General features: G+C 63.8%; 28 protein-coding genes and 1 riboswitch. Of the genes, 7 read left to right on the top strand and 21 right to left on the bottom strand.

The window, feature by feature from the left end:
- Positions 1-15 precede the first annotated feature (15 nt).
- The 17 genes from hisC to P3T17_RS34645 form a co-directional block, all read right to left on the bottom strand.
- Positions 16-1,086, bottom strand: a complete 1,071-nt coding sequence (gene hisC / locus P3T17_RS34565) for a histidinol-phosphate transaminase (RefSeq protein WP_429289359.1) — start codon at positions 1,084-1,086, stop codon at positions 16-18.
- Positions 1,087-1,207: 121 nt separating this feature from the next.
- Positions 1,208-2,530 (bottom strand): histidinol dehydrogenase, encoded by a 1,323-nt coding sequence (gene hisD / locus P3T17_RS34570; protein ID WP_429289360.1) that lies wholly within the window; start codon positions 2,528-2,530, stop codon positions 1,208-1,210.
- Positions 2,531-2,607: 77 nt separating this feature from the next.
- Positions 2,608-3,306: an ATP phosphoribosyltransferase gene (gene hisG / locus P3T17_RS34575; protein WP_074262646.1), complete on the bottom strand. Its 699-nt coding sequence runs from the start codon at positions 3,304-3,306 to the stop codon at positions 2,608-2,610.
- A complete protein-coding gene (murA, locus tag P3T17_RS34580; protein WP_429411433.1) occupies positions 3,303-4,565 on the bottom strand; it encodes a UDP-N-acetylglucosamine 1-carboxyvinyltransferase in 1,263 nt (420 codons plus the stop codon). The genes hisG and murA overlap by 4 nt, the downstream gene beginning before the upstream one ends.
- Positions 4,566-4,676: 111 nt before the next feature.
- Entirely contained in the window at positions 4,677-4,916 is a 240-nt protein-coding gene (locus P3T17_RS34585) for a BolA family protein (protein WP_074262648.1), read from the bottom strand.
- 15 nt (positions 4,917-4,931) lie between these two features.
- A complete protein-coding gene (locus P3T17_RS34590; RefSeq protein ID WP_074262649.1) occupies positions 4,932-5,699 on the bottom strand; it encodes an ABC transporter permease in 768 nt (255 codons plus the stop codon).
- The gene (locus tag P3T17_RS34595; protein WP_429289363.1) at positions 5,696-6,628 is read right to left on the bottom strand and encodes an ABC transporter ATP-binding protein; all 933 of its coding nucleotides are present in this window, start codon (positions 6,626-6,628) and stop codon (positions 5,696-5,698) included. The genes P3T17_RS34590 and P3T17_RS34595 overlap by 4 nt, the downstream gene beginning before the upstream one ends.
- A 179-nt stretch (positions 6,629-6,807) precedes the next feature.
- Positions 6,808-7,113, bottom strand: coding sequence for an STAS domain-containing protein (locus P3T17_RS34600; protein ID WP_429411435.1), 306 nt, complete (start codon positions 7,111-7,113; stop codon positions 6,808-6,810).
- Positions 7,110-7,739 (bottom strand): MlaC/ttg2D family ABC transporter substrate-binding protein, encoded by a 630-nt coding sequence (locus tag P3T17_RS34605; protein WP_074262651.1) that lies wholly within the window; start codon positions 7,737-7,739, stop codon positions 7,110-7,112. Before P3T17_RS34605 ends, P3T17_RS34600 begins: the two co-directional genes overlap by 4 nt.
- A gap of 117 nt (positions 7,740-7,856) precedes the next feature.
- Positions 7,857-8,861, bottom strand: a complete 1,005-nt coding sequence (locus P3T17_RS34610; RefSeq protein WP_074262652.1) for an MlaA family lipoprotein — start codon at positions 8,859-8,861, stop codon at positions 7,857-7,859.
- 11 nt (positions 8,862-8,872) lie between these two features.
- Positions 8,873-9,418 carry an outer membrane lipid asymmetry maintenance protein MlaD gene (mlaD, locus tag P3T17_RS34615; RefSeq protein WP_074265855.1) on the bottom strand — a complete coding sequence of 182 codons (546 nt, stop codon included), beginning with the start codon at positions 9,416-9,418 and terminating at the stop codon, positions 8,873-8,875.
- 91 nt (positions 9,419-9,509) lie between these two features.
- A complete protein-coding gene (mlaE, locus tag P3T17_RS34620; RefSeq protein ID WP_074262653.1) occupies positions 9,510-10,277 on the bottom strand; it encodes a lipid asymmetry maintenance ABC transporter permease subunit MlaE in 768 nt (255 codons plus the stop codon).
- The gene (locus tag P3T17_RS34625) at positions 10,274-11,095 is read right to left on the bottom strand and encodes an ABC transporter ATP-binding protein (RefSeq protein WP_074262654.1); all 822 of its coding nucleotides are present in this window, start codon (positions 11,093-11,095) and stop codon (positions 10,274-10,276) included. Before P3T17_RS34625 ends, mlaE begins: the two co-directional genes overlap by 4 nt.
- A 99-nt stretch (positions 11,096-11,194) precedes the next feature.
- On the bottom strand, positions 11,195-12,331 hold the full coding sequence (gene thiE, locus P3T17_RS34630; RefSeq protein WP_429411437.1) for a thiamine phosphate synthase: 1,137 nt from the start codon (positions 12,329-12,331) through the stop codon (positions 11,195-11,197).
- Positions 12,328-13,143, bottom strand: coding sequence for a thiazole synthase (locus tag P3T17_RS34635; protein ID WP_429411439.1), 816 nt, complete (start codon positions 13,141-13,143; stop codon positions 12,328-12,330). The genes thiE and P3T17_RS34635 overlap by 4 nt, the downstream gene beginning before the upstream one ends.
- A 73-nt stretch (positions 13,144-13,216) precedes the next feature.
- Positions 13,217-13,414 carry a sulfur carrier protein ThiS gene (gene thiS / locus P3T17_RS34640; RefSeq protein WP_074265857.1) on the bottom strand — a complete coding sequence of 66 codons (198 nt, stop codon included), beginning with the start codon at positions 13,412-13,414 and terminating at the stop codon, positions 13,217-13,219.
- A 72-nt stretch (positions 13,415-13,486) separates the two neighbouring features.
- Positions 13,487-14,641, bottom strand: a complete 1,155-nt coding sequence (locus P3T17_RS34645; RefSeq protein WP_429411441.1) for an FAD-dependent oxidoreductase — start codon at positions 14,639-14,641, stop codon at positions 13,487-13,489.
- A 197-nt stretch (positions 14,642-14,838) separates the two neighbouring features.
- A riboswitch (TPP riboswitch) is annotated at positions 14,839-14,950 on the bottom strand.
- Between the two features lie 393 nt (positions 14,951-15,343).
- Between P3T17_RS34645 and P3T17_RS34650 the strand changes: the two genes are divergently transcribed.
- The 4 genes from P3T17_RS34650 to P3T17_RS34665 all read left to right on the top strand — a co-directional run bounded on the left by P3T17_RS34650 (position 15,344) and on the right by P3T17_RS34665 (position 19,412).
- On the top strand, positions 15,344-17,095 hold the full coding sequence (locus P3T17_RS34650) for an ABC transporter ATP-binding protein/permease (protein ID WP_429411443.1): 1,752 nt from the start codon (positions 15,344-15,346) through the stop codon (positions 17,093-17,095).
- Positions 17,096-17,328: 233 nt separating this feature from the next.
- Positions 17,329-17,826 (top strand): hypothetical protein, encoded by a 498-nt coding sequence (locus P3T17_RS34655; RefSeq protein ID WP_429411445.1) that lies wholly within the window; start codon positions 17,329-17,331, stop codon positions 17,824-17,826.
- Positions 17,827-17,974: 148 nt separating this feature from the next.
- A complete protein-coding gene (locus P3T17_RS34660; protein ID WP_429289370.1) occupies positions 17,975-18,505 on the top strand; it encodes a hypothetical protein in 531 nt (176 codons plus the stop codon).
- A 160-nt stretch (positions 18,506-18,665) separates the two neighbouring features.
- Positions 18,666-19,412 (top strand): response regulator, encoded by a 747-nt coding sequence (locus P3T17_RS34665; protein ID WP_074262659.1) that lies wholly within the window; start codon positions 18,666-18,668, stop codon positions 19,410-19,412.
- A 100-nt stretch (positions 19,413-19,512) separates the two neighbouring features.
- Here P3T17_RS34665 and P3T17_RS34670 read toward each other — a convergent pair whose 3' ends face one another.
- Genes P3T17_RS34670 through P3T17_RS34685 form a run of 4 tightly spaced genes read right to left on the bottom strand, consistent with a single transcriptional unit; the run spans position 19,513 to position 21,398 of the window.
- Complete coding sequence (locus tag P3T17_RS34670) at positions 19,513-20,181, bottom strand: flagellar basal body L-ring protein FlgH (RefSeq protein ID WP_074262660.1); 669 nt, start codon at positions 20,179-20,181, stop codon at positions 19,513-19,515.
- Between the two features lie 58 nt (positions 20,182-20,239).
- A complete protein-coding gene (locus P3T17_RS34675) occupies positions 20,240-21,013 on the bottom strand; it encodes a hypothetical protein (protein WP_429411447.1) in 774 nt (257 codons plus the stop codon).
- A 3-nt stretch (positions 21,014-21,016) separates the two neighbouring features.
- Positions 21,017-21,214, bottom strand: coding sequence for a DUF6726 family protein (locus P3T17_RS34680; RefSeq protein ID WP_074262662.1), 198 nt, complete (start codon positions 21,212-21,214; stop codon positions 21,017-21,019).
- 16 nt (positions 21,215-21,230) lie between these two features.
- Positions 21,231-21,398 carry a hypothetical protein gene (locus tag P3T17_RS34685; protein WP_167379359.1) on the bottom strand — a complete coding sequence of 56 codons (168 nt, stop codon included), beginning with the start codon at positions 21,396-21,398 and terminating at the stop codon, positions 21,231-21,233.
- 139 nt (positions 21,399-21,537) lie between these two features.
- Between P3T17_RS34685 and P3T17_RS34690 the strand changes: the two genes are divergently transcribed.
- Genes P3T17_RS34690 through P3T17_RS34700 form a run of 3 tightly spaced genes read left to right on the top strand, consistent with a single transcriptional unit; the run spans position 21,538 to position 23,924 of the window.
- Positions 21,538-21,810 (top strand): hypothetical protein, encoded by a 273-nt coding sequence (locus P3T17_RS34690; RefSeq protein WP_429411449.1) that lies wholly within the window; start codon positions 21,538-21,540, stop codon positions 21,808-21,810.
- Between the two features lie 9 nt (positions 21,811-21,819).
- Positions 21,820-22,560 (top strand): response regulator, encoded by a 741-nt coding sequence (locus P3T17_RS34695; protein WP_074262664.1) that lies wholly within the window; start codon positions 21,820-21,822, stop codon positions 22,558-22,560.
- Entirely contained in the window at positions 22,557-23,924 is a 1,368-nt protein-coding gene (locus P3T17_RS34700) for an ATP-binding protein (protein WP_429411451.1), read from the top strand. The genes P3T17_RS34695 and P3T17_RS34700 overlap by 4 nt, the downstream gene beginning before the upstream one ends.
- Positions 23,925-24,072 lie beyond the last annotated feature (148 nt).

The following is a 24,072-nucleotide window of genomic DNA, read 5'->3' on the forward strand; positions in this document are numbered from 1 at the left end:
GTAACAGCACGCCGTTTAATGCAGCACGAGTTTCAGTGCGGCCAGCAGTTGCGCATTTTCCTCAGGGGAACCGACCGTCAGGCGTACGCAATTCGCCAGCAATGGATGCATTTTACTCACGTTTTTGATCAAAACCCGTGCAGTCAGCAGCGTGTCGAACATAACGGATGCATCGGGGACCCTCACCAGCAGGAAGTTGCCCGCGCTCGGGAAGACCTCCGCGCCCGGCAGTTCGGCCACGGCGTGCGCCAGTTTCGTGCGCTCCTCGCGCAGTTGCGCGGCCTGCGCATCGAGCACGTCGAGATGGTCGAGCAGGAAATCGGCGGTCGCCTGGGTCAGCACATTAACGTTGTAAGGAGGCCGCACTTTATCGAACTCGGTGAGCCAGGCCGCGCGTCCGACCAGATAGCCGAGGCGAATGCCAGCGAGGCCGAGCTTCGAAACCGTGCGCATCACGACCACGTTGTCGAACGTATCGGCGCGCGGCAGCCAGCTTTGCTGCGCGAACGGCTGATAGGCCTCGTCGATCACCACGAGGCTCTTGTCCGCGGCGGCGATGATGCGCTCCATGTCCGCGTCGTCGTACAGCGTGCCGGTCGGGTTGTTCGGATAGGCCAGATAGACGATGGCCGGTTGATGCTCGGCGATTGCCGCAAGCATCGCTTCAGTGTCGAGCGTGAAATCCGCCTTTAGCGGCACACCGACGAAGTCCAGATTCGCCAGCCTGGCTGACAGCTGATACATCACGAAGCCCGGCACCGGTGCGAGCACTTTCGCGCCCGGCTGCGCGCAGGCCATCGAGATCATGCTGATCAGTTCATCCGAGCCGTTGCCAAGCAGAACTTCGCAGTTTGCCGGCACGTCCATCACCCGCTTGATCTTGGCGAGCAGCGCTTCCGGGCGCGGCGCCGGATAGCGGTTCAGCGCGACGCCGGACAGACGCTCGCCGAGCTGGGCCGCGAGCGGCGCCGGCAAGGAGAACGGGTTCTCCATGGCGTCGAGCTTCACGAAGCCCGTGGCGTCCGGAACCGGATAGCTCGTCATTGCGAGCACGTCGCGGCGAATGATGTCTTGAGGTGTCGTCATGGATGGGCGGACCGGCCGACTCGGGGCAGGTCATACAAGGGCGGCGCAAGCGCCGCCCCGGTTGGTCAATGTTCTGTTAAGCAGCCGGCTGGATGAGGCCTGACTGTGATACCCGACGCGCTCAGCCGTTCTGCTTCATCCGGTACTCGGCGCTGCGGGCATGCGCTGGCAGTCCTTCACCATACGCCAGTTCAGCCGCGATCTCACCCAGGGTCTGCGCACCTTCCGCACTGACTTCGATCACGCTAGAGCGCTTGAAGAAATCATAGACGCCGAGCGGCGACGAGAACCGTGCGGTGCGCGACGTAGGCAGCACGTGATTCGGGCCCGCGCAGTAATCGCCGAGGCTTTCGCTCGTGTAGCGGCCAAGGAAGATCGCGCCGGCATGGCGGATCAGCTTGCCCCATTGATGCGGGTCGAGCGCGGAGATTTCGAGGTGTTCCGGTGCGATGTCGTTGGCGATCGCGCAGGCTTCGGCCATGTCGCGCACCTTGATCAGCGCGCCGCGTCCTTCCAGCGAAGCCTGGATCACGTCGCGGCGCGGCATGGTGGGCAGCAATTCATTGATCGCGTCGTGCACGCGGGCGATAAAGGCGTCGTCCGGACACAGCAGAATCGATTGCGCGAGCTCGTCGTGCTCGGCCTGCGAGAACAGGTCCATGGCGACCCAGCGCGGATCGGTGGTGCCGTCGCACAGCACCAGGATTTCGGACGGGCCAGCGATCATGTCGATGCCGACCGTGCCGAACACGCGACGCTTGGCCGAGGCCACATACGCGTTGCCCGGACCGCAGATCTTGTCGACCGCGGGCACGGTGGCCGTGCCATAAGCGAGCGCGCCGACAGCCTGCGCACCACCGATGGTGAACACGCGGTCAACCCCGCCCAGCAGCGCCGCTGCCAGTACCAGCGGATTCTTCACGCCGTCCGGAGTCGGCACCACCATGACGATTTCGCGCACACCGGCCACCCGCGCCGGAATCGAGTTCATCAACACCGACGACGGATACGCCGCCTTGCCACCCGGCACGTAGATGCCGGCGCGATCCAGCGGCGTGACCTTCTGGCCCAGCACGGTGCCGTCCGACTCCGTGTATTGCCAGCTATGGCTGCCGCATTCGATCTTCTGCTTCTCGTGATACCCGCGCACGCGCCCGGCGGCGGCCTCGAGTGCGGCACGGCGGCGCGGGTCGAGTCCTTCCAGCGCGGCTTCGAGTTCCGACATCGGCAATTCGAACTCCGCCACGCTCGACGCCTTAAGACGGTCGAAGCGGTTGGTGTACTCGAGCACTGCGGCGTCGCCGCGCGCCTTCACGTCGGCCAGAATCTGCACGACCGATTGTTCGATCGCTTCATCCTCGCTCGCCTCGAACGCGAGCACCGCGTGCAGCGCCTTCTGGAATTCAGGAGCGCTGGAGTCGAGTTTGCGAATCTTGATAGACATGCTGGTATCCGTTTCGGTAAGGCGCGCCTTAGGCCCTTCGAGGCGCGTCAGGCAGAATCAGGCATCGGCAGGCGTCGTCAGGCCGGCGCATCGGCGCGCCGCGACGCGCGTTCGAACGCGTCGAGGAACGGCCGCAGCGCGGCGCGCTTGAGCTTGAGCGCCGCCTGGTTCACGACGAGGCGCGACGAGATCTGCATGATCTCTTCCACCTCGACAAGATTGTTTGCGCGCAAGGTGCCGCCCGAGCTGACCAGGTCGACGATCGCGTCGGCGAGGCCCACCAGCGGCGCGAGTTCCATCGAGCCGTACAGCTTGATCAGGTCGACGTGCACACCCTTCGCAGCAAAATGCTGGCGCGCGGTTTCCACATATTTGGTCGCCACCCGCAGGCGCGCACCCTGGCGCACAGCGTTCTCGTAATCGAAGCCCGCCGCCACGGCCACCGACATCCGGCAACGCGCGATGTCGAGGTCGATCGGCTGATACAGGCCGCTGCCACCATGTTCAAGCAGCACGTCTTTACCCGCTACACCGAAGTCGGCCGCGCCGTATTCCACGTAAGTGGGGACGTCCGTCGCACGCACAATGATCACGCGCAGATTGGCGTCCGTGGTCGGCAGGATCAGTTTGCGCGAGGTTTCCGGATCTTCGGCCACCTGCACGCCGGCCGCTGCCAGCAGCGGCAACGTCTCTTCGAAGATACGCCCTTTCGACAGCGCAAGCGTCAGCGGCGCGCTCACCGCCGGGGACGACGAGGTCTGCGGCGCCGAACTCATGCCTGGCTCCCTGCAATGCGGCGCACCTTCGCGCCAACTGCCGTCAGCTTCGACTCCATGCGGTCGTAGCCACGGTCGAGGTGATAGATGCGGTCGATCAGCGTCTCACCGTCGGCGCACAGGCCGGCGATCACGAGGCTTGCCGAAGCGCGCAGGTCTGTGGCCATGACCTTGGCGCCCGACAGTTTGTCGACGCCGTTCACGAGCGCAGTGTTGCCATCGATCGTGATGCTAGCGCCGAGGCGGTTCAACTCCTGCACGTGCATGAAGCGGTTTTCGAAGATCGTTTCGACCACTTGAGCGGTGCCGCTCGCGACCGTATTGAGCGCCATGAACTGCGCCTGCATGTCGGTCGGGAACGCCGGGTACTCGGAGGTACGCACGCCCACTGCGAGCGGGCGCTGGTCCATGCGCACGCGCATCCAGTCGTCGCCTTCTTCAATAGTCACGCCGGCTTCGCGCAGCTTTTCCGTCACGGCTTCGAGGATCAGCGGACGCACATGGCGCAGGATCACGTCGCCACCGGCCGCGGCCACCGCGCACAGGAATGTGCCGGCCTCAATACGGTCCGGAATCACCGTGTGCTTCGCGCCGTGCAGCTTGTCGACGCCCTGGATCACCAGACGGTCCGTGCCGATGCCGTCGATCTTCGCGCCCATCTCAACCAGCAGGTGCGCGAGGTCGCCCACTTCCGGCTCACGCGCGGCGTTCTCAATCACGGTCTCACCTTCAGCCAGCACCGCTGCCATCAGCAGATTCTCGGTGCCGGTGACGGTGATCATGTCGGTCACGATACGCGTGCCCTTCAGACGCTTCGCGCGAGCTTCGATAAAGCCATGCTCGATCGTGATCTCCGCGCCCATCGCCTGCAGACCCTTGATATGCTGATCGACCGGCCGCGCGCCGATGGCGCAGCCGCCCGGCAGCGACACCTTCGCCTCGCCGAAGCGCGCAAGCAACGGTCCGAGCACGAGGATCGAAGCGCGCATGGTCTTCACCAGCTCGTAGGGCGCAACGAGGTTGTCCACCTTCGAGGCGTCGAGCGACACGCGCCCCGCGTTCGCTTCGCTACGCACACCCATCTGGTTGAGCAGCTTGAGCGTGGTGCGCACGTCCTGCAGGTCAGGCACGTTCTCGAGATGAACCGGCTCCGCGCTCAGCAGGCCGGCGCACAGGATCGGCAAGGCGGCGTTCTTCGCCCCCGACACGACGATCTCACCGGCCAGCCGCTGGCCGCCTTCAATGACGAGTTTGTCCATACCTGTCGTTTCCTGATCTTCCCGGCTTGCTACCGGGGCTGCTTTGCTTGCTGCGGCGGCGCCGCTGCCGGCCTCGCGCCTGTCTTGTGTAATTCGCACTAACGTTCCAGATTACGCGTTTTGCCATTCGGCGGGCGTCAGCGTCTTCATGCTGAGCGCGTGGATTTCTTCGCGCATGCGGTCGCCGAGCGCCGCATACACGAGTTGATGGCGTTGGATCAGCCGCTTGCCTTCGAAGCTCGGAGATACGATGGTCGCAAAGAAATGCTGGCCGTCGCCTTCCACTTCGAGATGCTCGCAGGCGAGTCCAACCGCGATGTATTGCTTGACCTGTTCGGGAGTCGGCAACATGGGGAATGCTCCTCGTCAGTGGCGCAGCTTGAAGCCTGAGGCGAGCATGCGCATTGCCACCACGGCCAGCACCACAAAGAAACCGGCGACAATGCCCAGGCTCACGAGCGGATCGATATCCGAAACCCCGAAGAAACCGTAGCGAAAGCCGTCGATCATGTAGAAAAAGGGATTAAGCCGCGACACCTCGCGCCACACTGGCGGCAACGTGTGCGTCGAGTAGAACACGCCCGACAGGAACGTGAGCGGCATGATCAGGAAATTCTGGAATGCGGCGAGCTGGTCGAACTTCTCGGCCCAGATGCCGGCAATCAGACCCAGCGTGCCGAGAATCCCCGCACCGAGCACGGCGAACGCCACGATCATGAGCGGCGCGCTAAAGCTCACCGGCACAAACCAGATCGTCACGATAAACACCCCGAACCCGACCGCGAGTCCGCGCACCACCGAAGCCAGCACATACGCGAAGTACATCTCATAGTGGGACAGCGGCGGCAGTAGCACGAACACCAGGTTGCCGGTGATTTTCGACTGGATTAGCGACGACGAACTGTTGGCGAACGCGTTCTGCAACACGCTCATCATCACGAGGCCAGGAATCAGGAAACTGGTGTACTCGACGCCTGGATAAACCTGCACGTGGCCGCGCAACGCGTGGCCGAAAATCGTCAGATACAGGAGCGCGGTGATGACCGGAGCGAGAACCGTCTGAAACGCGACCTTCCAGAAACGCAGGATTTCCTTATAAAACAGCGTACCGAATCCACTGCTGTAGCTGCTCATGCAAGCCCCTCGATCACTTCCGGACCGTTCATCACCTGAACGAACACATCTTCGAGGTCGGCTTTGCGGACCTCGATTTCTTCGAATGTACAACCCGCGTTGCGGCATTGCGCGAGAATCGGCTCGACCTCGTCGTAGCTCGACAGACGCAGCAGATGCTGGCGGCCATTGCCGTTGCCCGGGTCGGAGTCGACTTCGAGTGGCCGCAACTCCACCGGCAGCACGCCTTGGGCGAAACGCAGGAACAGTTGCATGCCGGCAAAGCGCTGCAGCAGCGCGCTGGTGCGTTCGAGCGCCACCACTTCGCCGCGCCGCAGCATGGCGATGCGGTCGCACAGCGACTCCGCCTCTTCCAGATAGTGCGTGGTCAGGACGATCGTGTGACCCTCGCGATTCAGTCGCGAGATGAATTTCCACAGGGTTTGACGCAGCTCAACGTCGACGCCCGCGGTCGGCTCGTCGAGCACGATGACCGGCGGCCGATGCACCAGCGCCTGCGCGACCAGCACGCGTCGCTTCATCCCCCCCGACAGCGCGCGCATGTTGGCGTCGGCCTTTTCGGTGAGATCGAGGTTGGCCATCACTTCGTCGATCCACGCGTCGTTTTTGCGCAGGCCGTAATAGCCGGACTGGATGCGCAAGGTCTCGCGCACCGTGAAGAACGGGTCGAACACAAGTTCCTGCGGCACGACGCCGAGTGCCCGGCGAGCTTCGCGAAAATCGTCGACCACGTCGTGGCCGCGCACGGCGATGCTGCCTTCGTCGGCACGCGCGAGGCCCGCGAGGATGCTGATGAGCGTCGTCTTACCCGCGCCGTTCGGACCGAGCAGTCCGAAAAACTCGCCTTCTTCCACCGTGAGGCTGACGCCCTTGAGCGCCTGAAGATCTTTGTAGCGCTTCTTGACGTTACGAATTTCTATGGCTGGCATGACTGTGGGCCGCTTTATATGGCGGCGCCTGAAAGGTGCGCAAATGCTGGAATGACCGGAATTGGGGCCGGCTTGAAACCGGGGCCGAGCCGCAAAAAACGGTTGATTATAGGGCAAAGTCGGGAGCCCCGACCTCGCCTGGGGAATTGGGAGGTGACGCGGGAAGCGTCAGTTGAGCGTCAATGTCGCGCCGAGATAATGGTGTCGACGCCGTAGACGTGGGCCAGGCTGGCGAGACCAGCGGGCAGGTTGACGATTTCGAGCGCGGCGCCGTGTGCCTGGGCGGCCCGCTGCCACGCGATCAGCACGGCGAGCGCCGACGAGTCGAATTGAGCAAGCGGCGCGCAATCGACACCGTTAGCACCCGCTGCGATACGTTGCAGCCCCGCCGCGAGCGCGGCCTTTGCGCTCGCGTGGGTCAACGTGGTGCCGGTTTCGAAACGGGCCGCCACTGAGCGGACCTCGGCGTTCACCGCTGTGCTCACGACTGCTTGCCTGCGGCGAGTTGCTGGTTACGCTGCGTGAGGAACTGGATCAGCCCGTCAACGCCGTGTTGCTGGATCTGCTCATTGAACTGCTGCTGATACGCCTGGATCAGCCATGCGCCAAGCACGTTGATGTCATACACGCGCCAGCCGTCCTGCGTTTTGTACAGACGATAGTCGAGTTCCACCGGCGAGCCGTTGTTCATCACCACCGAGCGCACCACCGTATCGGTGTCGTCCGGATTCATGCGAAACGGCTTGTACTGGATCTGCTGGTCTTTGACCTGCGCGAGCGCGCCCGAATACGTACGGATCAGCAGCATCTTGAACTGCTCGACCACGGCGTTTTGCTGCTCCGGCGTGGCGGTACGCCAGTTGCGACCCATGGCCAGTTGCGTCGTGCGGCGGAAGTCCGTGTACGGCAGGATCTTCTCGTTGACGAGCTGGGTGATGTGCGAAATGTCGCCCTGCTGGATCGACTTGTCGCTGCGGACAGCGTCGACCACCTGCTGGGTGACGGTCTTGATCAGCGCATCGGGTGCGCTGCTATCGACCGCTTGCGCATAAGCTGCGCTACCAAACGAAAACAACGCAGCAAAAAACGGAACGAGGAAGAATTTTTTCATATTAAGCCTAGCAAGAAGAATAGTGCGGCAAACCTTGGAGCCGACAATAGCACGCGAGTTCATCCACGATCCACGCGCAACCTGACAGAGTCGTTTCCAGGTGTTACTGCCGCATCCTCAACGCAATCTGAACGACGGGAAGGTAAGCCGCGGCGGCACGACCTGGTCGGCAGGGACCTGATCGTTCTCCGGGCCACCATTCATATCGATCGGCGGTGACGCGGCCGTGTCAGAGGCCGGCGTCGCAGTCGCGGCGGTGGCGCCCGAGGCGCCCTGCGGCGCTCCGGCACCTGCCTGCGCAGGCGTGGCCGCTGTCGCGGAAGCCGCGCCCGGCGCCGAAGCGGCCCCGGCAGCGGCGGCCGCGCCGCCATCGACGTCGTCGTATTTCGGCAGCGGTGCATTGTCGCCGTAATCCGGCAGCGCCGCGTTGCCGCCGCCCTTACCCTGGGTCAACAGATAATTACGGCGCTGCAGGTATGCATTACGCACGAACGAATACTTGTCGAGCGCCGCGCCTTCCAGCACATCGCTCGCGTTCAGCAGGTTCGCCCGCGTGTTGACAATGTTGATCCCGTACAGCGCCCAGCTCAGGCCGTCCGGGTGAATATAAGTCAACGGGTTGACGAAGTATTCGGCTATTGAGCCGAACCCATCGCGCACCGTGCTCGGCCCGAATAGCGGCAGCACCAGGTACGGTCCCGACGGCACGCCATAGTGACCGAGCGTGAGGCCGAAGTCGTTCTCGTGCTTGGGCAGCTTCGCGAGTGTTGCCACGTCGAACAGGCCGCCGACACCGAAGGTGGTGTTGATGACGATCCGCATGATGTCCTCGACACCGTCGGTAATCTTCAACTGCAGCAGATTGTTGGCCGCAATGTAGACGTCGCCGATGTTCGAGAAGAAGTTCGTCACGCTGTCGCGCACCGGCTGCGGCGTGATGTACACATAGCCCTTCGCAACCGGCTTCAGCGCGTACTGGTCGATCTTGTCGTTGAACTTGAAGATCGTACGGTTCACGCCCTCGAGCGGATCGCCCTTGGTCGGAGTCTGGACCGTCGCACAGCCGGCGAGCAGCGCCGCGCCGAACGCCAGCGTGGTGATACGGACGCGCATGGTCTGCATTCTTGTTCTCCTTATTGACCCGACGCGCCCGAAGCGGGCACAGCCGGCGCCGGTGCCGCCGGTGCGGGGGCTGCAGCGGGTGCGCCCGGCTTGGCAGCGCCTGAGTCTGCCGCCTTGCTATAGAGGAATTGTCCAATCAGGTTTTCGAGCACGATGGCCGACTGCGTCATCGAGATCGTGTCGCCTGCCTTCAACATCTCGCTATCGCCACCCGGTTCGAGACCGATGTACTGCTCACCGAGCAGGCCAGAAGTCAGGATCTTGGCGGAGGTGTCCTTCGGAAACTGGTATTGCTTGTCGAGATCGATTGTGACCAAAGCTTGATACGAATTCGTGTCGAAGTTGATCGAGTCGACGCGGCCGACCGTCACGCCCGCACTCTTCACCGGCGCGCGCGCCTTCAGGCCGCCGATATTGTCGAACTTGAGTTTGACCGGGTAGGTTGCCTGAAACGACAACGAGCTCATGTTGCCGGCCTTCAACGCCAGGAACAGCAGCGCTACGAAACCCAGCACCACAAACAGGCCGACCCAGAAGTCGAGAGCAGTCTTTTTCATCGTCATCCCAAAGAGAATCCATCGCGCCGGCCACGCCGACCCCGCGGCGCGGGCAAGCTGATGCCCGCGGCAGAAAGCGCGTCGCGCGGTTTTAGCTGAACATCAATGCAGTCAGCAGGAAATCGAGGCCCAGCACAGCAAGCGAACCGTACACGACCGTCTTGGTCGTCGCACGTGACACGCCTTCCGGGGTCGGTTTGGCTTCGTAACCCTGGAAAAGCGCGATGAACGTCACCGCAAAGCCGAACACAATACTCTTGATCACCCCGTTACCGACGTCAGCCCACACGTCGACGCCGCCCTGCATCTGCGACCAGAACGAGCCGGCATCGACCCCGATCATCAGCACGCCCACCACATAGCCGCCGCCGATCCCGACCGCGCTGAAGATGGCCGCAAGAATCGGCATCGAGATAATGCCCGCCCACAGGCGCGGTGCGACCACGACCTTGATCGGATCGACCGCCATCATTTCCATGGCCGTCAATTGCTCGCCGGCTTTCATCAGACCGATTTCGGCCGTGAGCGACGTACCGGCGCGCCCCGCGAACAGCAGCGCCGTGACCACCGGCCCCAGCTCGCGCACGAGCGACAGCGCGACCAGCAGCCCGAGCGCCTGCTCGGAACCATAGCGGTTCAGCGTGTTATAGCCCTGCAAGCCGAGCACGAAGCCGACGAACAGGCCCGACACCGCGATGATCACGAGCGAATAATTGCCCACGAAGTGGATCTGCTTCGTGACAAGACGCGGACGGCGCAACAACGGGAAAAATTCGAGCACCAGACGGAAGAAGAGCCGCGTGGCGTAGCCGGCGGTCTCGAGGCCGCCGAGCACCGAACGTCCGATCGCACTGATCATGCCTGTCCCCCGCCGATGCCGAAATCTGCCGCGAGCGGCGTGTTGCTGGGATAGTGGAATTTGAACGGACCGTCCGGCGCGCCGTCGATGAACTGGCGCACGGTGGGATCGGTCGAGGCCCGCAACTGGTCAGGCGTGCCCTCGGCGTGAACGCCGCCGTTGGCGAGGAAATACACGTAGTCGGCAATCGCGAACGATTCCGGCACATCGTGCGTCACCAGGATCGAGGTCGCGCCGAGCGCCTGATTCAGCGTGCGAATCAGGTTTGCCGTGATGCCAAGCGAAATGGGGTCCAGACCGGCGAACGGCTCGTCGTACATCATCAGTTCGGGGTCGAGCGCGATAGCCCGGGCCAGCGCCACGCGCCGCGCCATGCCGCCGGAGATCTCGGACGGCGACAGATCGCGCGCGCCGCGCAAGCCGACGGCGTTGAGCTTCATCAGCACCAGGTCGCGGATCAGTTCTTCCGGCAGGTCCGTGTGCTCACGCAGCGTGAAGGCGACGTTTTCGAACACGGACATGTCGGTGAACAACGCGCCGAACTGAAACAGCATGCCCATCTTGCGGCGCAATGCGTACAGGCCGTCGCGCGTTTGCGCGCCGACGTCCTGGCCGTGGAACAGGATCTGTCCGCGCAATGCACGCACGAGGCCGCCGATCAGCCGCAGCACGGTGGTCTTGCCGCATCCCGAGCCGCCCATGACCGCCACGACCTGACCGCGCTGGAAGCGCAGGTTCAGGTTCGACAGGACGAGCCGGTCGCCGTAACCGAAGTCGACGTCACGAAGCTCGAGAAGGGTCTCGGAGGTGGAAGGCACGAGGCTGACAATCCTTTTGCACGGAACGGCGAATTATAGGGCCATCGTGCAAAAGTTGCCGTGACGCGCCCGGTCCCCGATAAACAGGGGACCACGCGATTATGGCGTAAACCCTTGGAGCATTGCAGAAACCGCAACAGCAGGGTCCGCAGCCTCCGTGACAGCCCGCACCACGGCGGCGCAGCCGACGCCGGTCGCCAGTACTTGCGGCAGCACCTGCTGGTCGATTCCGCCAATCGCGACGAGCGGCACCACGCCATCGAGCAGGCGTACGTAGCGGGCGAGACGCCTCAGGCCTTGCGGCGCGGTCGGCATCACTTTGGTGGTGGTCGGGAACACCGCGCCGAGCGCGATGTAACTCGGCCGGAAGTGCAGCGCGATCAGCATCTCGTAGTAGCCGTGCGTCGACAGGCCAAGGCGCACGCCCGCGGCGGCGAGACTGCCGAGGTCGGCAAGATGCAGGTCTTCCTGACCGAGATGGACGCCGTACGCGCCGGCTTCGAGCGCGGCCTGCCAGTGATCGTTGATGAACACCTGAGCGTCATGCTTGCGGCCCGCCGCGACGCAGCGCGCGATTTCCTGCGCCAGTTCGGCCGGCTCGGCAGTTTTGCGGCGCAGCTGGACCGTCTTCACACCGTAGCCGACCACCCGCTCGACCCACTCGGCGGTTGGCAGCACGGGATAGAGGCCGAGGCGATCCGGGCAGCGTGCGAACGGCTGCTCGGGTGCTGCGGGCAATCCGAGGACGCGCGGGAAGCGCGACAGGTCGCACGGCCATGCGTCGGCGGCGGTGGTTTCGTCGCCGTCGCGCCAGGCGAGCGCCAGCACCAGTGCGTCGTGCGGATCAAAGCCGCAATCCAGAAACGCCGCCAGCGCGGGAATCCAGTCTTCGGCGAGATGGCCTTCCAGCGGATAACGCTCGCCGCCCAGATGCAGCGTCGCCCGGCCCGCGGCGGCTTCGATCACACCCGCGCCCTGCACCTGCCAGCGCGCCACCTGTTCGCCATGCTGCTGGGCGTCGGCGATGACGATCAGATCGCCGCCGTTCGCGTCGTCAGGCGCGGTAAGGCAAATCCGCCATGGCGCGTGAGTCGGCGGCCAATCGCCGAGCGTCGCGCGGATGCGTTCGGCGGCTTCGCTCAGTTCGTCGGCGGGCGGCCAGAAGACGTCGCGGCCGGCGAGCGGATTCGTTTGCATGTTCGTCTGCGAGTTCGTTTGCGGCGTGGTCTGACTCATGTCGAACTCCCATCCTGATGCCAGAACGGCATACCGACCACCGGCGTGCTCGCATGGGCCGTTTCGCGTTCAGCCATCGGCCCGGCGAGGTAGGCCTGGCGACCCGCCTCGACGCCGAGCGCGAACGCGCGGGCCATCGCTTCGGGATGGGTCGCCTGCGACACCGCCGTATTCAGCAGTACGCCGTCGAAGCCCCACTCCATCACCTGCGCGGCGTGCGACGGTACGCCGAGCCCCGCATCGACGATCAGCGGCACGTCCGGCAACCGTTCACGCAGCACCCGCAGACCGTATGGATTGATCACGCCCTTGCCGGTGCCGATCGGCGCGCCCCACGGCATCAACGCCTCGCAGCCGGCGTCGAGCAGACGCCGTCCGATCACCAGATCTTCCGTGCAGTACGGCAGCACCTTGAAACCGTCTTTGACGAGCCGCGCAGCCGCTTCGATCAGACCGACCGGATCGGGCTGCAACGTGTAGTCGTCGCCGATCAGTTCGAGCTTGATCCAGTCGGTTTCGAAGACTTCACGCGCCATGTGGGCGGTCGTGACCGCCTCGCCGACGCTCTGGCAGCCGGCCGTGTTGGGCAATAGCGGCACGCCGTGGCGCTTGAGCAGATCGAAGAAGCCGGCTTCGGCACCGCCTTCGTTCATCTGCCGGCGCAGCGCGACGGTGATCATGCCAGGCTTCGCCGCATCGATCGAGTCGGACAGCGACTGCAGCGACGGATAGCGTGACGTGCCGAGCAACACCCGGCTGGCGAAGGTTTCGCCGTACAGCGTGAGCGCGTCGGCGGGGATGGGAGAAGTCATCTGGAAATCCTTGTCTCTGGCGATACCCGGTGACCTGGCTGTTCGGCTACGTGGTCGCGGGTAATCACCGCTTTTAGCCGCCGGCGACCGGTTGCACGACGTCGAGCTTGTCACCCGCTTGCAGCGCGCGCGCGGCGTGCTGGGTACGGGCCACAAAGTCGCCGTTCAGCGCAACCGCGAACGGCGGACGCGCGCCGAAAGCGGCGAGCGCGTCGGCGACGGTCGCCCCTTCGGGCAGCGACAACGGCTTCTGATTGATATGAATGTCCATGGTGTTCAGATACGTTTCAATCGATAGCGTAGGCAGCCGGCGCGGCAGCCCATGTGGCAATGGTCGCAACGCTCATGCCGGCACCTGCGAGCGGTTCTGCGGATCGAGTCGGGCAAGCTGGAACAGCTCGCTCCAGCGCGCGTCGCGCCGCCAGTCGTCGAAAGCGTCGGCATCGCCGATGCGTCCGTCGAGCAGCGCAGCGGCGAAACGGACGGCTTCGTCCGCGACTTCGGGCACGATCATATAGCCGTGCCGGTACAGGCCGTTCACGCGCAAGGTCTGCGCGCCATCCCAGACCAGCGCCGGACGGTGGTCCGGCAAGGTCGGGCGGCACTGCGAGTTCAATTCGAGGATGCGCGCCTCGCCGAAGCCGGGGTGGACCGAGAACGCGGCACTCAGCAATTCCAGCGCGGAACGCACGCTGACGGGCGACATGTCCTCGCCTTCCACTTCGGTTGCGCCGATCACGTAAAGATCGTCCTGCTTCGGTGCGATATACAGCGGATAGCGCGGATGCAGCAGACGCACCGGGCGCGTGAGCTTGATTCCGGGCGCGTGAACACGAGCGACTTCGCCACGAATGCCGCGCAAAGTCGGCAAAACAGTCTTGGCACCGAGGCCGCGACAATCGATCGTCACGCGGGCGGACGGTAACGCGCGATCATCCACGGGTGTGTTCCAGTGCGTTTCGACGCGCCGCTCGGCGAGCCCTGCGGCGAGCGCACTCAACACCTGGCGATTATCGAGTTGTCCCTCATGTGGCAGCAGCCAGCCTTGCGTGAACCGTCCGGCCAGTGCGGGCTCGGTTGCGCCGAGCTGGGCACCCGAGAGCGTGACGAAGCCACCATCCAGCAGATCCGCGGGCGCATTCGAGCGCACCCGGCGTTCGAACAGCGGCGCTTCGGTGCGATCGGCGTGATGCCAGACCACCAGCGTCCCATTGCGTTGGAAAAACACCGGTATGGGCAGTTCGGCCAGTACTTGCGGCCAGGTATCGAGCGAGGCGGCGCCGAGACGCGTGATCAGCAATTCGGCGCTGGCGGCTTCGGCGAGCGGCGCGAGCATCGCGGCCGCCACCCACGCGGCGGCTTGCGAACCGGCGGCATCGCCGCGCTCGTAAAGCGCCACGCGATGCCCCGCACCGGCGAGGCGCCACGCGACCAGCCGGCCGCACAGTCCCCCGCCGATGACGGCGAAGTCCGGTTGCGAGCGATCGAGCGCGTTCATTGCCGTCCTGCCGGCGCGCGCAGAGCGGCCTTGAGCGTCACGGGGCAAACGAAGCAATAGACTGAAGAATAAGCGGTCATCGTATCCTTTCCGTACGGCAACAGGCGCACGTACCCAAGGACGAAACCGGCGGGCGAGGCCGGCCGGGCAAAAAGCGCATCCATTGACGGACGCTGCCCGGCGGGGAATGGAAGAAAAGCTAACTTCCGGAAACTTCCCGCGCCGGTATTACCCGGATCGGGTGCAAAGGGTCTCTCTCAGCCTTGCTGCGGCGTGTGGCCCGCGCGCAAAGCACCCCTGTTTCGTCGAGAGTCATTAGACCATAAAAGGCGCGGCGGCCGCAAACCGGGGGCGATGGAGCGGCTGCGATCACGGGCGGGGAGACCGCCGGGCCTGGGCGATTCATGTAGCCTCGCCCGGAGCCTCTGGCACAATGCGGCGATGGAGTCTGCGCCGTTGTCGTGGGCTCTCGCGTCAAACGCGACAACCATACGCCGGTCGCGCGAGGCCGCGGTCCAGTGCCTCAGGTGATTAATTTTCGCTTAAGCCGCCGGCGGCAGAATCGGGCGGTCGTACGACGGGTTCGAGGCCCGGGCCGCTATTTGCAATTCCGCTGTGGCACCGATCCACTATAGGCAAGCCGGTCTAGGCTTGCTTGCAGCGGGTCGGTCCAAGATGAGCCAGTATTTCTTCAGGATGGTCATGACACCCAATACTTCCCCTGCCAGCCCGCTCGAGCCGGACGACAAGGTCTCCGCGTGGAGTCTGATCAAGCCCTATTGGGTCTCTGAGGAATGGAAGATCGCGTGGGGGCTGCTGATTGCGATCATTGTGATCAACCTCGTCAACGTGTGGATCAGCGTCAGGTTCAACACCTGGAGCGGCGAGTTCTTCAATATGCTGCAAAACAAGAGCGTGAAGGACTTTCCCCACCTGATGTTGGTGTGGGCCGGCCTTGTGGCAGCGCTGATCGTCCTCTTTGTCTACGGCCGTTATTTGCGGCAGATGCTCGGCTTCCGGTGGCGCCAATGGCTCACGACCCGCTACCTCCAGGAGTGGCTCGGCGACGGCGCCTTCTACCGGATTGAGCGCGACCGCCTCGCTGACAACCCCGACCAGCGGATCAGCGACGACCTGCAGTCATTTGCGACCAGCACGCTCACGCTGACGCTCGACCTGCTGTCCACGGTCGTCACGCTCATTACGTTCGTTACCATCCTCTGGTCCCTCGCTGGAGCATTGACCGTGTCACTGGGTGGCATGCCGATCGTCATTCCAGGCTACATGGTGTGGGTGGCCGCGCTCTACGCGCTGGGCGGCTCGTACATGATCTACAAGCTCGGCCACCCGCTCGTTTCGATCACCTACCAGCAGCAAAAGGTTGAGGCAGATTTCCGCTTTGGGCTGATCCGGGTGCGCGAGAACTCGGAGCAGATCGCGTTTTACGATGGCGAGCAAACCGAAGAGGCCACCGCGCAAAACTTCTTTCAACGCATTCGCGACAACTGGTGGCGCGTGATGAAGTACACGAAGCGCCTGAGTTTCGTGCTCAGTTTCTACAGCAACATCGCGTACATTTTTCCACTCATTGTCGCCTCGCCCAAGTACTTCACCGGCGCGTTCACAATGGGCGTGCTGATGCAGATCCAGAACTCGTTCGGCACCGTCAGCGATTCATTTTCCTGGTTCATCAATAGTTACGGCAGCCTCGTCGATTGGCGTGCTACGGTAAATCGTCTGCGCGAATTCAAACGTGTTGTGCGTGCGTCGCATCTGAAAGAGTCCATCTCGCCGGCTACCGCACATGGCGGCATCAACCTGCACTACGTCGACGAAGAAAAGCTCAGCACGGATGGCCTCTCGCTGGCCTTGCCGAACGGCACCCCGCTTTCGCAGATCCGCAATATCACGATCAACCCCGGTTCGCGCTGGCTCGTGCGAGGTCCGTCGGGTTCCGGCAAGAGCACCTTGATGCGTGCGCTTGCCGGACTGTGGCCATTCGGCGATGGCTCGATCGATGCACCGGTCAATGCGCGCATGATGTTCATCCCGCAGCAGAGCTACATGCCGATCGGCACGTTGAAAGCGGCGCTCACCTATCCGTCCTCCGCTGAAACTTACACGGATGACGAATGCCGCGAAGCGCTGCGTACCTGCCACCTCGACGACTATGTGGGCCGCCTCGACGAATCGGGACACTGGGCCCGCATCATGTCGCCGGGCGAACAGCAGCGTCTCGCAGCAGCGCGCGTGCTGCTGCACAAGCCCGACTACCTGTTCCTCGACGAGGCAACCAGCGCGCTCGACGCGGCCAACGAAGCGCGGCTCTACCATCTCTTCACGGAGCGTCTGCCGAAGGCCGCCATCGTCAGCGTCGCGCACCGCGAATCGCTCGCGGCGTTCCACGAAGAAACGCTCGATGTCGAGCGAGCGGGCGAACCCGTCGCCGCTTAGGCAACGCGTCACTTGACCGGGTCGCGATTGAACACTTAACGCCCATCACCGATGCCGACTCCGGCATCGGCCCCCCTGCAACATTCTGAAATACGCGAGAACAGTTCGAAAGCATTTGCGAAGCGCTCAGGTTGTTCCGTGCTTTGAAAGTGCCGTGCTGCGGCGAGGATAGTCGTGCGGGCCGGTCCCCCTCCGGTGCCGCACGCCACTCACCGTTATCGGACTTCCCGCTCATGTCATTCGATCGCCGTCTTCGTCACCTGACCCAACGATTCACGCGGATGAGCCGTTCGCCGCTCGCCCGTCCCGCCATCCCGGCCGGTGCGGCAGCCCTGTTGCTGTCGCTCGGCGCTCAGGCCGCGCAGTTGACCCAGGTCGCCGAGCCGGCCAACGTCTGTCCGGCACTGACGCACATCGTCGCCGCCACCGACTTCCGGCAACTCCACGACCAACCCGCCGCACAACTGCCGGGTGTGGACAGCGCCGGCGACTGCCACGCCAGCGGTCACAGCTACGATTGCCACTGGCGCGCGCACTGGCAAGCCGACGGCGTGGTCACGGACCCGCTCGAAGAACTCGGCGCGGATATCGCCGCGTGCTTTCCCAACGTCGTGCACGACCTCAACACGCCGACTCGCCAGCATTTCGTCGTGACAACCGGCATGCGCCGCATCGACGTGACGGCTAGCGTGCAGGGGTCCAACGAGTTGCGCCTGCGCGTCGCACGCTAAGCGTGCCGCCCCCGCGTTTCAACCCGACACGTCAAGGTATCGCATCGTGAACGGCTCGCGCCCACCGCAATTTCCGCTTCCTCGCCGGACCGCCAGACTGCCATGGTCCGCTGGGCGGCGGTCATGCGTATGGGCGGCGACCGCCGCCGTGTTATGCGTCGGGCTGAACGGCTGCGCCTGGACGCTGATCACAGCGGCCGACGCCACCGGTTCCGTGATTCAGGCAGGCTATGCCATCGCTTCGAACTACTCGTCGCCGACCTTCGTCAACGGTCACCCCGCGTCCATCAGCACGGTGTGCATCGAAGTGAACCAGCTGGTGTCCGTTGGCGATTTCGTCCCGGCCTTACAACTCGCGCTGAACCGGCGCGGCATCCGCTCGGCCGTCTACAACCCGGGCACCGCACCGGCTAGCTGCGAGGCGCGGCTCGTCTATAACGCCTCGGTCGATTACGGCAAGCGCTCGTTTAACGACAATCCGGTGCAGTATCTTTCCGTGATCGATCTGACGCTGCTGCAGCAAGGCCAGATTCTGGTCACCGCGCGCTACCAGACCGGCGAACTCGGCATGGACCGCTTCTCGAACGCATCCGTCAAGCTCAACGGCATGATCGAAAAGATGGTGGTCGATCGCACCGAGTTGCGTCCGCGGACCATTCAGACGTCGCAAGTCAACTGAGTTCCCGCGCGCCCTGCAGAACGCACGCTGCATCTGCAAAACCCGCAAGACGCACGCCGCGCCCGCAAAATCACGCAGACGATTGCTTCCAATTACCCGGGAAAGGTTTTGAAAGCATTGCGCGCTATCAGCCCTCCGGCGTATCTCTTAAGATTGCCGAATGAACCAATCCATTCTGGTCGTTGACGACGACCCCGTCGTGCGCGACATCGTGCGCGAATATCTGCAAGGGCGCGGCTTCTCGGTAACCGTGCTCGAGCATGGCATCGCCTTGCAACGCGCGCTCGAGAACGAGCGGCCCGCGCTGGTCGTGCTCGACATCATGATGCCGGAGATGGACGGTATTAGCGCGCTACGCGCCTTGCGCCTGGCCGGCGACGATATTCCTGTGATCCTGCTGACCGCGCGCGCCGACGTGATCGACCGGGTGATCGGACTCGAGCTCGGCGCGGACGATTATCTCGGCAAGCCGTTCGAGCCGAGCGAGCTGGTCGCGCGTATCCGCACGGTCTTACGCCGCCGCGGCACGATCGCGCCCGGCGCACCGGAAAACCGCGCGCCGTATCGCTTTGGCCGTTTCGAGGTGAATTTTCCGGCGCGCGAGTTACGCCGCGACGGCGAACGCATTCCGCTGCGCTCGAGCGAATTCGCGATGCTCAAGGTGTTCGTCACCCATGCGATGACGGTGCTCACCCGTGCGCAGTTGCTGGAAAAGCTGCATGGCAACACCGAGGCGCATCGTAACCGCAGCCTCGATGTCTCGATCTGGCGGCTGCGACGTCTGATCGAAGTCGATCCGTCCGAGCCGCGCTATGTGCAGACGGTGTGGGGTCGCGGCTACGTGTTCGTGCCGGATGGAGAAATCGGCGCGGCGGAGCGGGCCGCGCAGCCGTTCGTCGACGCGTAACACAGCGTCAGGCAAGTCCCAAAGAAGCGCTGCATGGGCTCACGCCTGCGGCGCGCCTGGACCGTTTGGCGCAAATCGCCAAACGGTCTCACGAAATGACTCAGAACGTCAGCACGCTCAGGAACATCCGCTGCAGCCAGCCCACGGTCGTCGAATCGCTCACAATGCCCTGGCCTGCCTGTTCGATCTTCGCATTCGCCACCTTGCCTGACGACACATAATTGCCAGCTTCAATGTCCTTCGGATTGACGATACCGGAAAGCCTCAGGCGGTCGTGATTGCCGTTCATCGCAATCAGTTTCTCACCGGACACCATCAGATTGCCGGTCGGCATCGTTGCGATCACCGTCACAGCCAGCGTACCGGTCATCCCATTGGTGTCGGTCATGGCGCCTGCTCCCTTGAAGTCCGTCGACGCCGAGCCAATATTGAACAGGCGCGCGAGCCGTGCAGCCGCGCTGGTCGATTGATCGGCGGCAGTCGCAGTAATGTCGCTGGTTCGGCTCGCCGTTGTATTGGCGCTGCTGTTGCCGTTATAAGACTCGGACAGACGAATCGTCAGCACATCGCCCACATGCTGCGCACGCGGCGTTTCGTAGAGCAAGAGCGACGAGCCAGCCTGATAAATCGCGCCTTGCGTGTTGATGTTGAGCGGCGCGCTGACGAGCGGCGGCAACATCGGCGTGTCGACGATCGAATCCTGGTGGCTCGCACAGGCGGCCATACCCAGCGCTGCGGTCAGCGCGGCGATGAGGCGTAGGGTGGTCATAGAGGTTCCTCCACCGGAGAAAAATGAATCAACTCGGTCTCGACACGCATGCCGCGCCTCAACCCGCTTCGGGACTGCTCGCCTGCCATTGGCGTACGAGCGACTTCACCCACGCATCGGGATCTTTCAGCAGATAGGTGAGCGTGCCGTTGTGCGTGGACGGCAAAAAGCACAAGGTGATCGAGCTCACGGCGTTTTCCCATAGGTACACAGGAACCGCACCGCCAGCTGCCGACGTGTTCTTCGTGACGAGCTGCGGCGCTCCGTAGCGGCTCGCCAGCGCCTCACGCAGATCGCTGGCCGTGACCTCGTCGACGACGAACGAAATCTCGTACAGACGCAGCGCTGTCTGGCCGTTGACACGCGCGAACCGCAGCACATGATCCTGTGCCAGCGCGCCATCCACCACGGCCTGCGAGACCTGCCAGTGGTCGGCCGTCCGGTGCGCCCAGCGACACGCCACCGTGAGGCTCTCGCTCGTCTTCAGACTCATGCCGAGCGCTTCGGCCAGCATGTCTGTCTCGCAAACGGGCACGCTGCCGACGGGTGTCGCGCGCACGGTCGAACCCGCGCGGAATTCGTCGAGCGTGATGCCAAGCGGAATGCCGCGAAACGCGAACGGCGCATCCATGGAACGCTTGTGCTCGTCCCCGCCGCTGTGCCTCGACGCGGAGGCTGAAGTTGACGCTGTCGCTACCGCTGCCGTCGACGAAGCCACACCGCGCGCCGCGGGATCCGCATGCGCAGCAGGTGCCGCCTGGCCCAGCAGCATCGAAACCGCCAACGGCGCCAGCGTACCGAGCCATTGACGGGTAGACAGTCGGGCGCTCATGGCTCAGTCAATCGCCGCTGCGCATGCGTTGAACGGCTCGGCCGCGGCATGCCCCACCGCCGGCAGGATATCCAGCGTTGCGGCCGTCAGGCGGCACGGCAGCGCAGCGACACCACAACCGTCGAGCGGCAGCAGCATCGCACCCAGCGCCAGCCAGCTTGCGGCACGCACACACCGCTTGAAAACAGTGAGAGTCGGCACGGTGAGCCTCGTCAGGTCAGGCTGTCGTGTTGACGTTGTTGCCGATCAGGCCGCCCGGCAGAGCCGGCGACGTGGGTTCGGCCGGCAGCCCTTCGGGTTTGGCTGCGCCCTCCGAGGTCGGCGTCGGCCGCTCGCGCTGCACGGGCGGAAAGGTGGTGGGGCGGAGATTGTTCTGGACGGTCATGATGTACCTCGCGTATCACTTGGGTGCGGATTCGGTTACCGCACATCGGGGACACTGAGGGGAGAACTGACCTTCAGGCCAACGAAGCACGGCGGCGATGGACTACAGAGCGAATCATCACGCTGCGAAGGAACTCACGATGCACGAAGGAACGCGCGCTTTTCCACGGTTCTTACGAGGGGTTCCGAATGCACGCCAATTCTTTCCACTCAGGAAATACGGTAAGCAAAACCGGCTTGATGCGTCCCTCGATCCGCCATTAATATTGCCGGTGCCAGCGCTGTATTTCGACCGTCTTGCCTTGCAGGACAAGGCTTTCCAAGGGGGCCGGAAGGACTTCTCTAGCGCCGCGCGCCGGCAGGTAAGTGTTGGTAAGAAAACAGTGATCCGTTTGCCACACGCGTCGGTCTAAAATTTCGAAATGAATCCACAGGTCCTTATCGTCGACGACGACCCGGTCGTACGCGATCTGCTTTGCCGCTTTCTGCAATCGAACGGGTTCGACGCTTCCGTGCTCCACGACGGCACGCATTTGCAACGCCGCCTCGAAAGAGAGCGGCCATCGGTCGTTGTGCTCGACATCATGATGCCGAACACCGACGGTCTGCGCGCGCTCACTGCGTTGCGCGCAGCCGGCGACGACATTCCGGTGATCTTCGTCACAGCGCGCGGCACCGTGGCGGACCGCATCGTGGGTCTGTCGCTCGGTGCGGACGACTATCTGACGAAGCCGTTCGATCCGCGTGAACTGCTGGCCCGCATCCAGACGGTGTTGCGCCGGCGCGGACCTTCGACCACCAGCGCGCCCGAAGCCCGCAAGCCGTATCACTTCGGGCCGTTCGAACTCGACTTCGCGACCCGTACCCTGTCGCGCGAGGGCACACGGCTCGCGCTGCGCGACAGTGAGTTCGCGCTGCTGAAGATCTTCGTCAACAATCCGTACAAGGTGCTCTCGCGGGTGCTGATCCACGATCTGGTCCACCGCGACAACCTCGCGTTTCGCGATCGCAGCCTCGACGTGCCGATCTGGCGCTTGCGCCGCGTGATCGAAGACGACCCGTCGAGCCCGTGCTATGTCCAGACGGTGCGCGGCAAGGGTTATGTGTTCGTGCCGGATGCGGACGGAACCCCCTTCTCGATCGAGGGTGCGGCGGCTTCATGAAAAACCCGTTGAACACGCTATTCGGCAGAATGGCGTTGCTCTCGACGGCGGTATTGTTGGCAATTCAGGCCAGCTGGTTCGTACTGATCGTAATGCAGCCGCCTCACCACGAGGTGGACGGATTCGCACGCGGCATTCTCTTGATGCTGCAGGCGGCCAACGGCGAGCCCGTGCAGGGCGCCGATCTCGCACCGGCGATGCGCGTGCATCTGGTGCCGACGTGGAACATGCCTTCCACGATCCATTTGCAGCCGCCGACCGCGCGGCAGTTCGTCGAACTCAGCCAGCATTTGCGAGCCCGCTTGCCGGTCGGCACGCAGATCGAGGTCGACGATGCGACGCCACAGCGTCTGTGGATTCGCTATCCTGGCAAGTCGATGTGGGTGGTCGTGCCAGTCGACATTCCGGCGCGTCCGCGCTTTATCGTCGAAACGGTGTCGATGCTGGTTGCCGCGCTGATTCTGTCGCTGCTCGCCGTGTGGCAGATGCAGCGGCCGCTATCGCGGGTCGCGCTCGCCGCGCGTGCGTTCGGTGCAGGCGGGCGCCCCGAGCCGGTGAATGTGCAGGGGCCACGCGAACTGCGCGACCTGATCGGTTCATTCAACGACATGATGCGGCGCCTCAACGAGGCCGGCGACGATCAGGCGGTGATGCTGGCCGGTGTCGCGCACGACCTGAAGGCGCCGCTAACGCGGCTCAAGCTGCGGGCGAGCGTGCTCGTCGCGGAAAGCGAACGGGCTGGGTTGATCCGCGATGTCGACTCGCTGACCAATATCGTCCAGCAGTTTCTCGAATTCGCCGGCCAGTCTGCGGATGCCGGTCAGCCCGTCGAAGTCGAAGCCTTCCTGCGCGAGCAGTTTTCGAGCGTGGATATCGCGGACACCGTCAGCGCCGCCGAGATGAGCGGCGTCACAGGCCACGGGGACCATGCAAGCCACGGAGATCCAACGGAAGACGCCGACGCCTACCCCGCCGAAGCCCCGCTGTTCAATCTCGACTTGCGCGCCGGCCCGCAGTTCACGCTGCCGCGCACCCTGCTCGACCGGCTCGTGACGAACCTCGTCGACAACGCACTCGAACACGGCGCGCCCCCTGTCGATATTTCGACGGCACGCGATAACGGGCACTGGATGGTGAGTGTGCGCGATCACGGGGAGGGGATTCCCGACGACCGGATCGCCGCTGCAATGAAGCCGTTTGTGCGGCTCGATGCCGCGCGCGGAGGCGAAGGACACTGTGGCCTGGGGCTGGCGATCGTCGCGCGGCTCGCACACGATCGCGGTGGACGCTGCGATGTCTATAACCATCCGCAAGGCGGCTTGTGCGTGCGGATCGCGTTGCCGATTAGCCAGGGCGAAGTCTGAGGCCAATGTCACCGCTGTCATTAGCACGGTCGGGGCGATAACGGCCGCATCTGCGGCGGCCGTACTTACACGAACTTACCAGGTGGTCCCGACGGTAAGCCGCGCACGTATAGTCAGCGCGGGCTTCCTCGATAGCCCCCTGTTCGGT

Source organism: Paraburkholderia sp. GAS82, assembly GCF_050436285.1.
In the GTDB taxonomy this organism is placed as follows: domain Bacteria; phylum Pseudomonadota; class Gammaproteobacteria; order Burkholderiales; family Burkholderiaceae; genus Paraburkholderia; species Paraburkholderia phenazinium_B.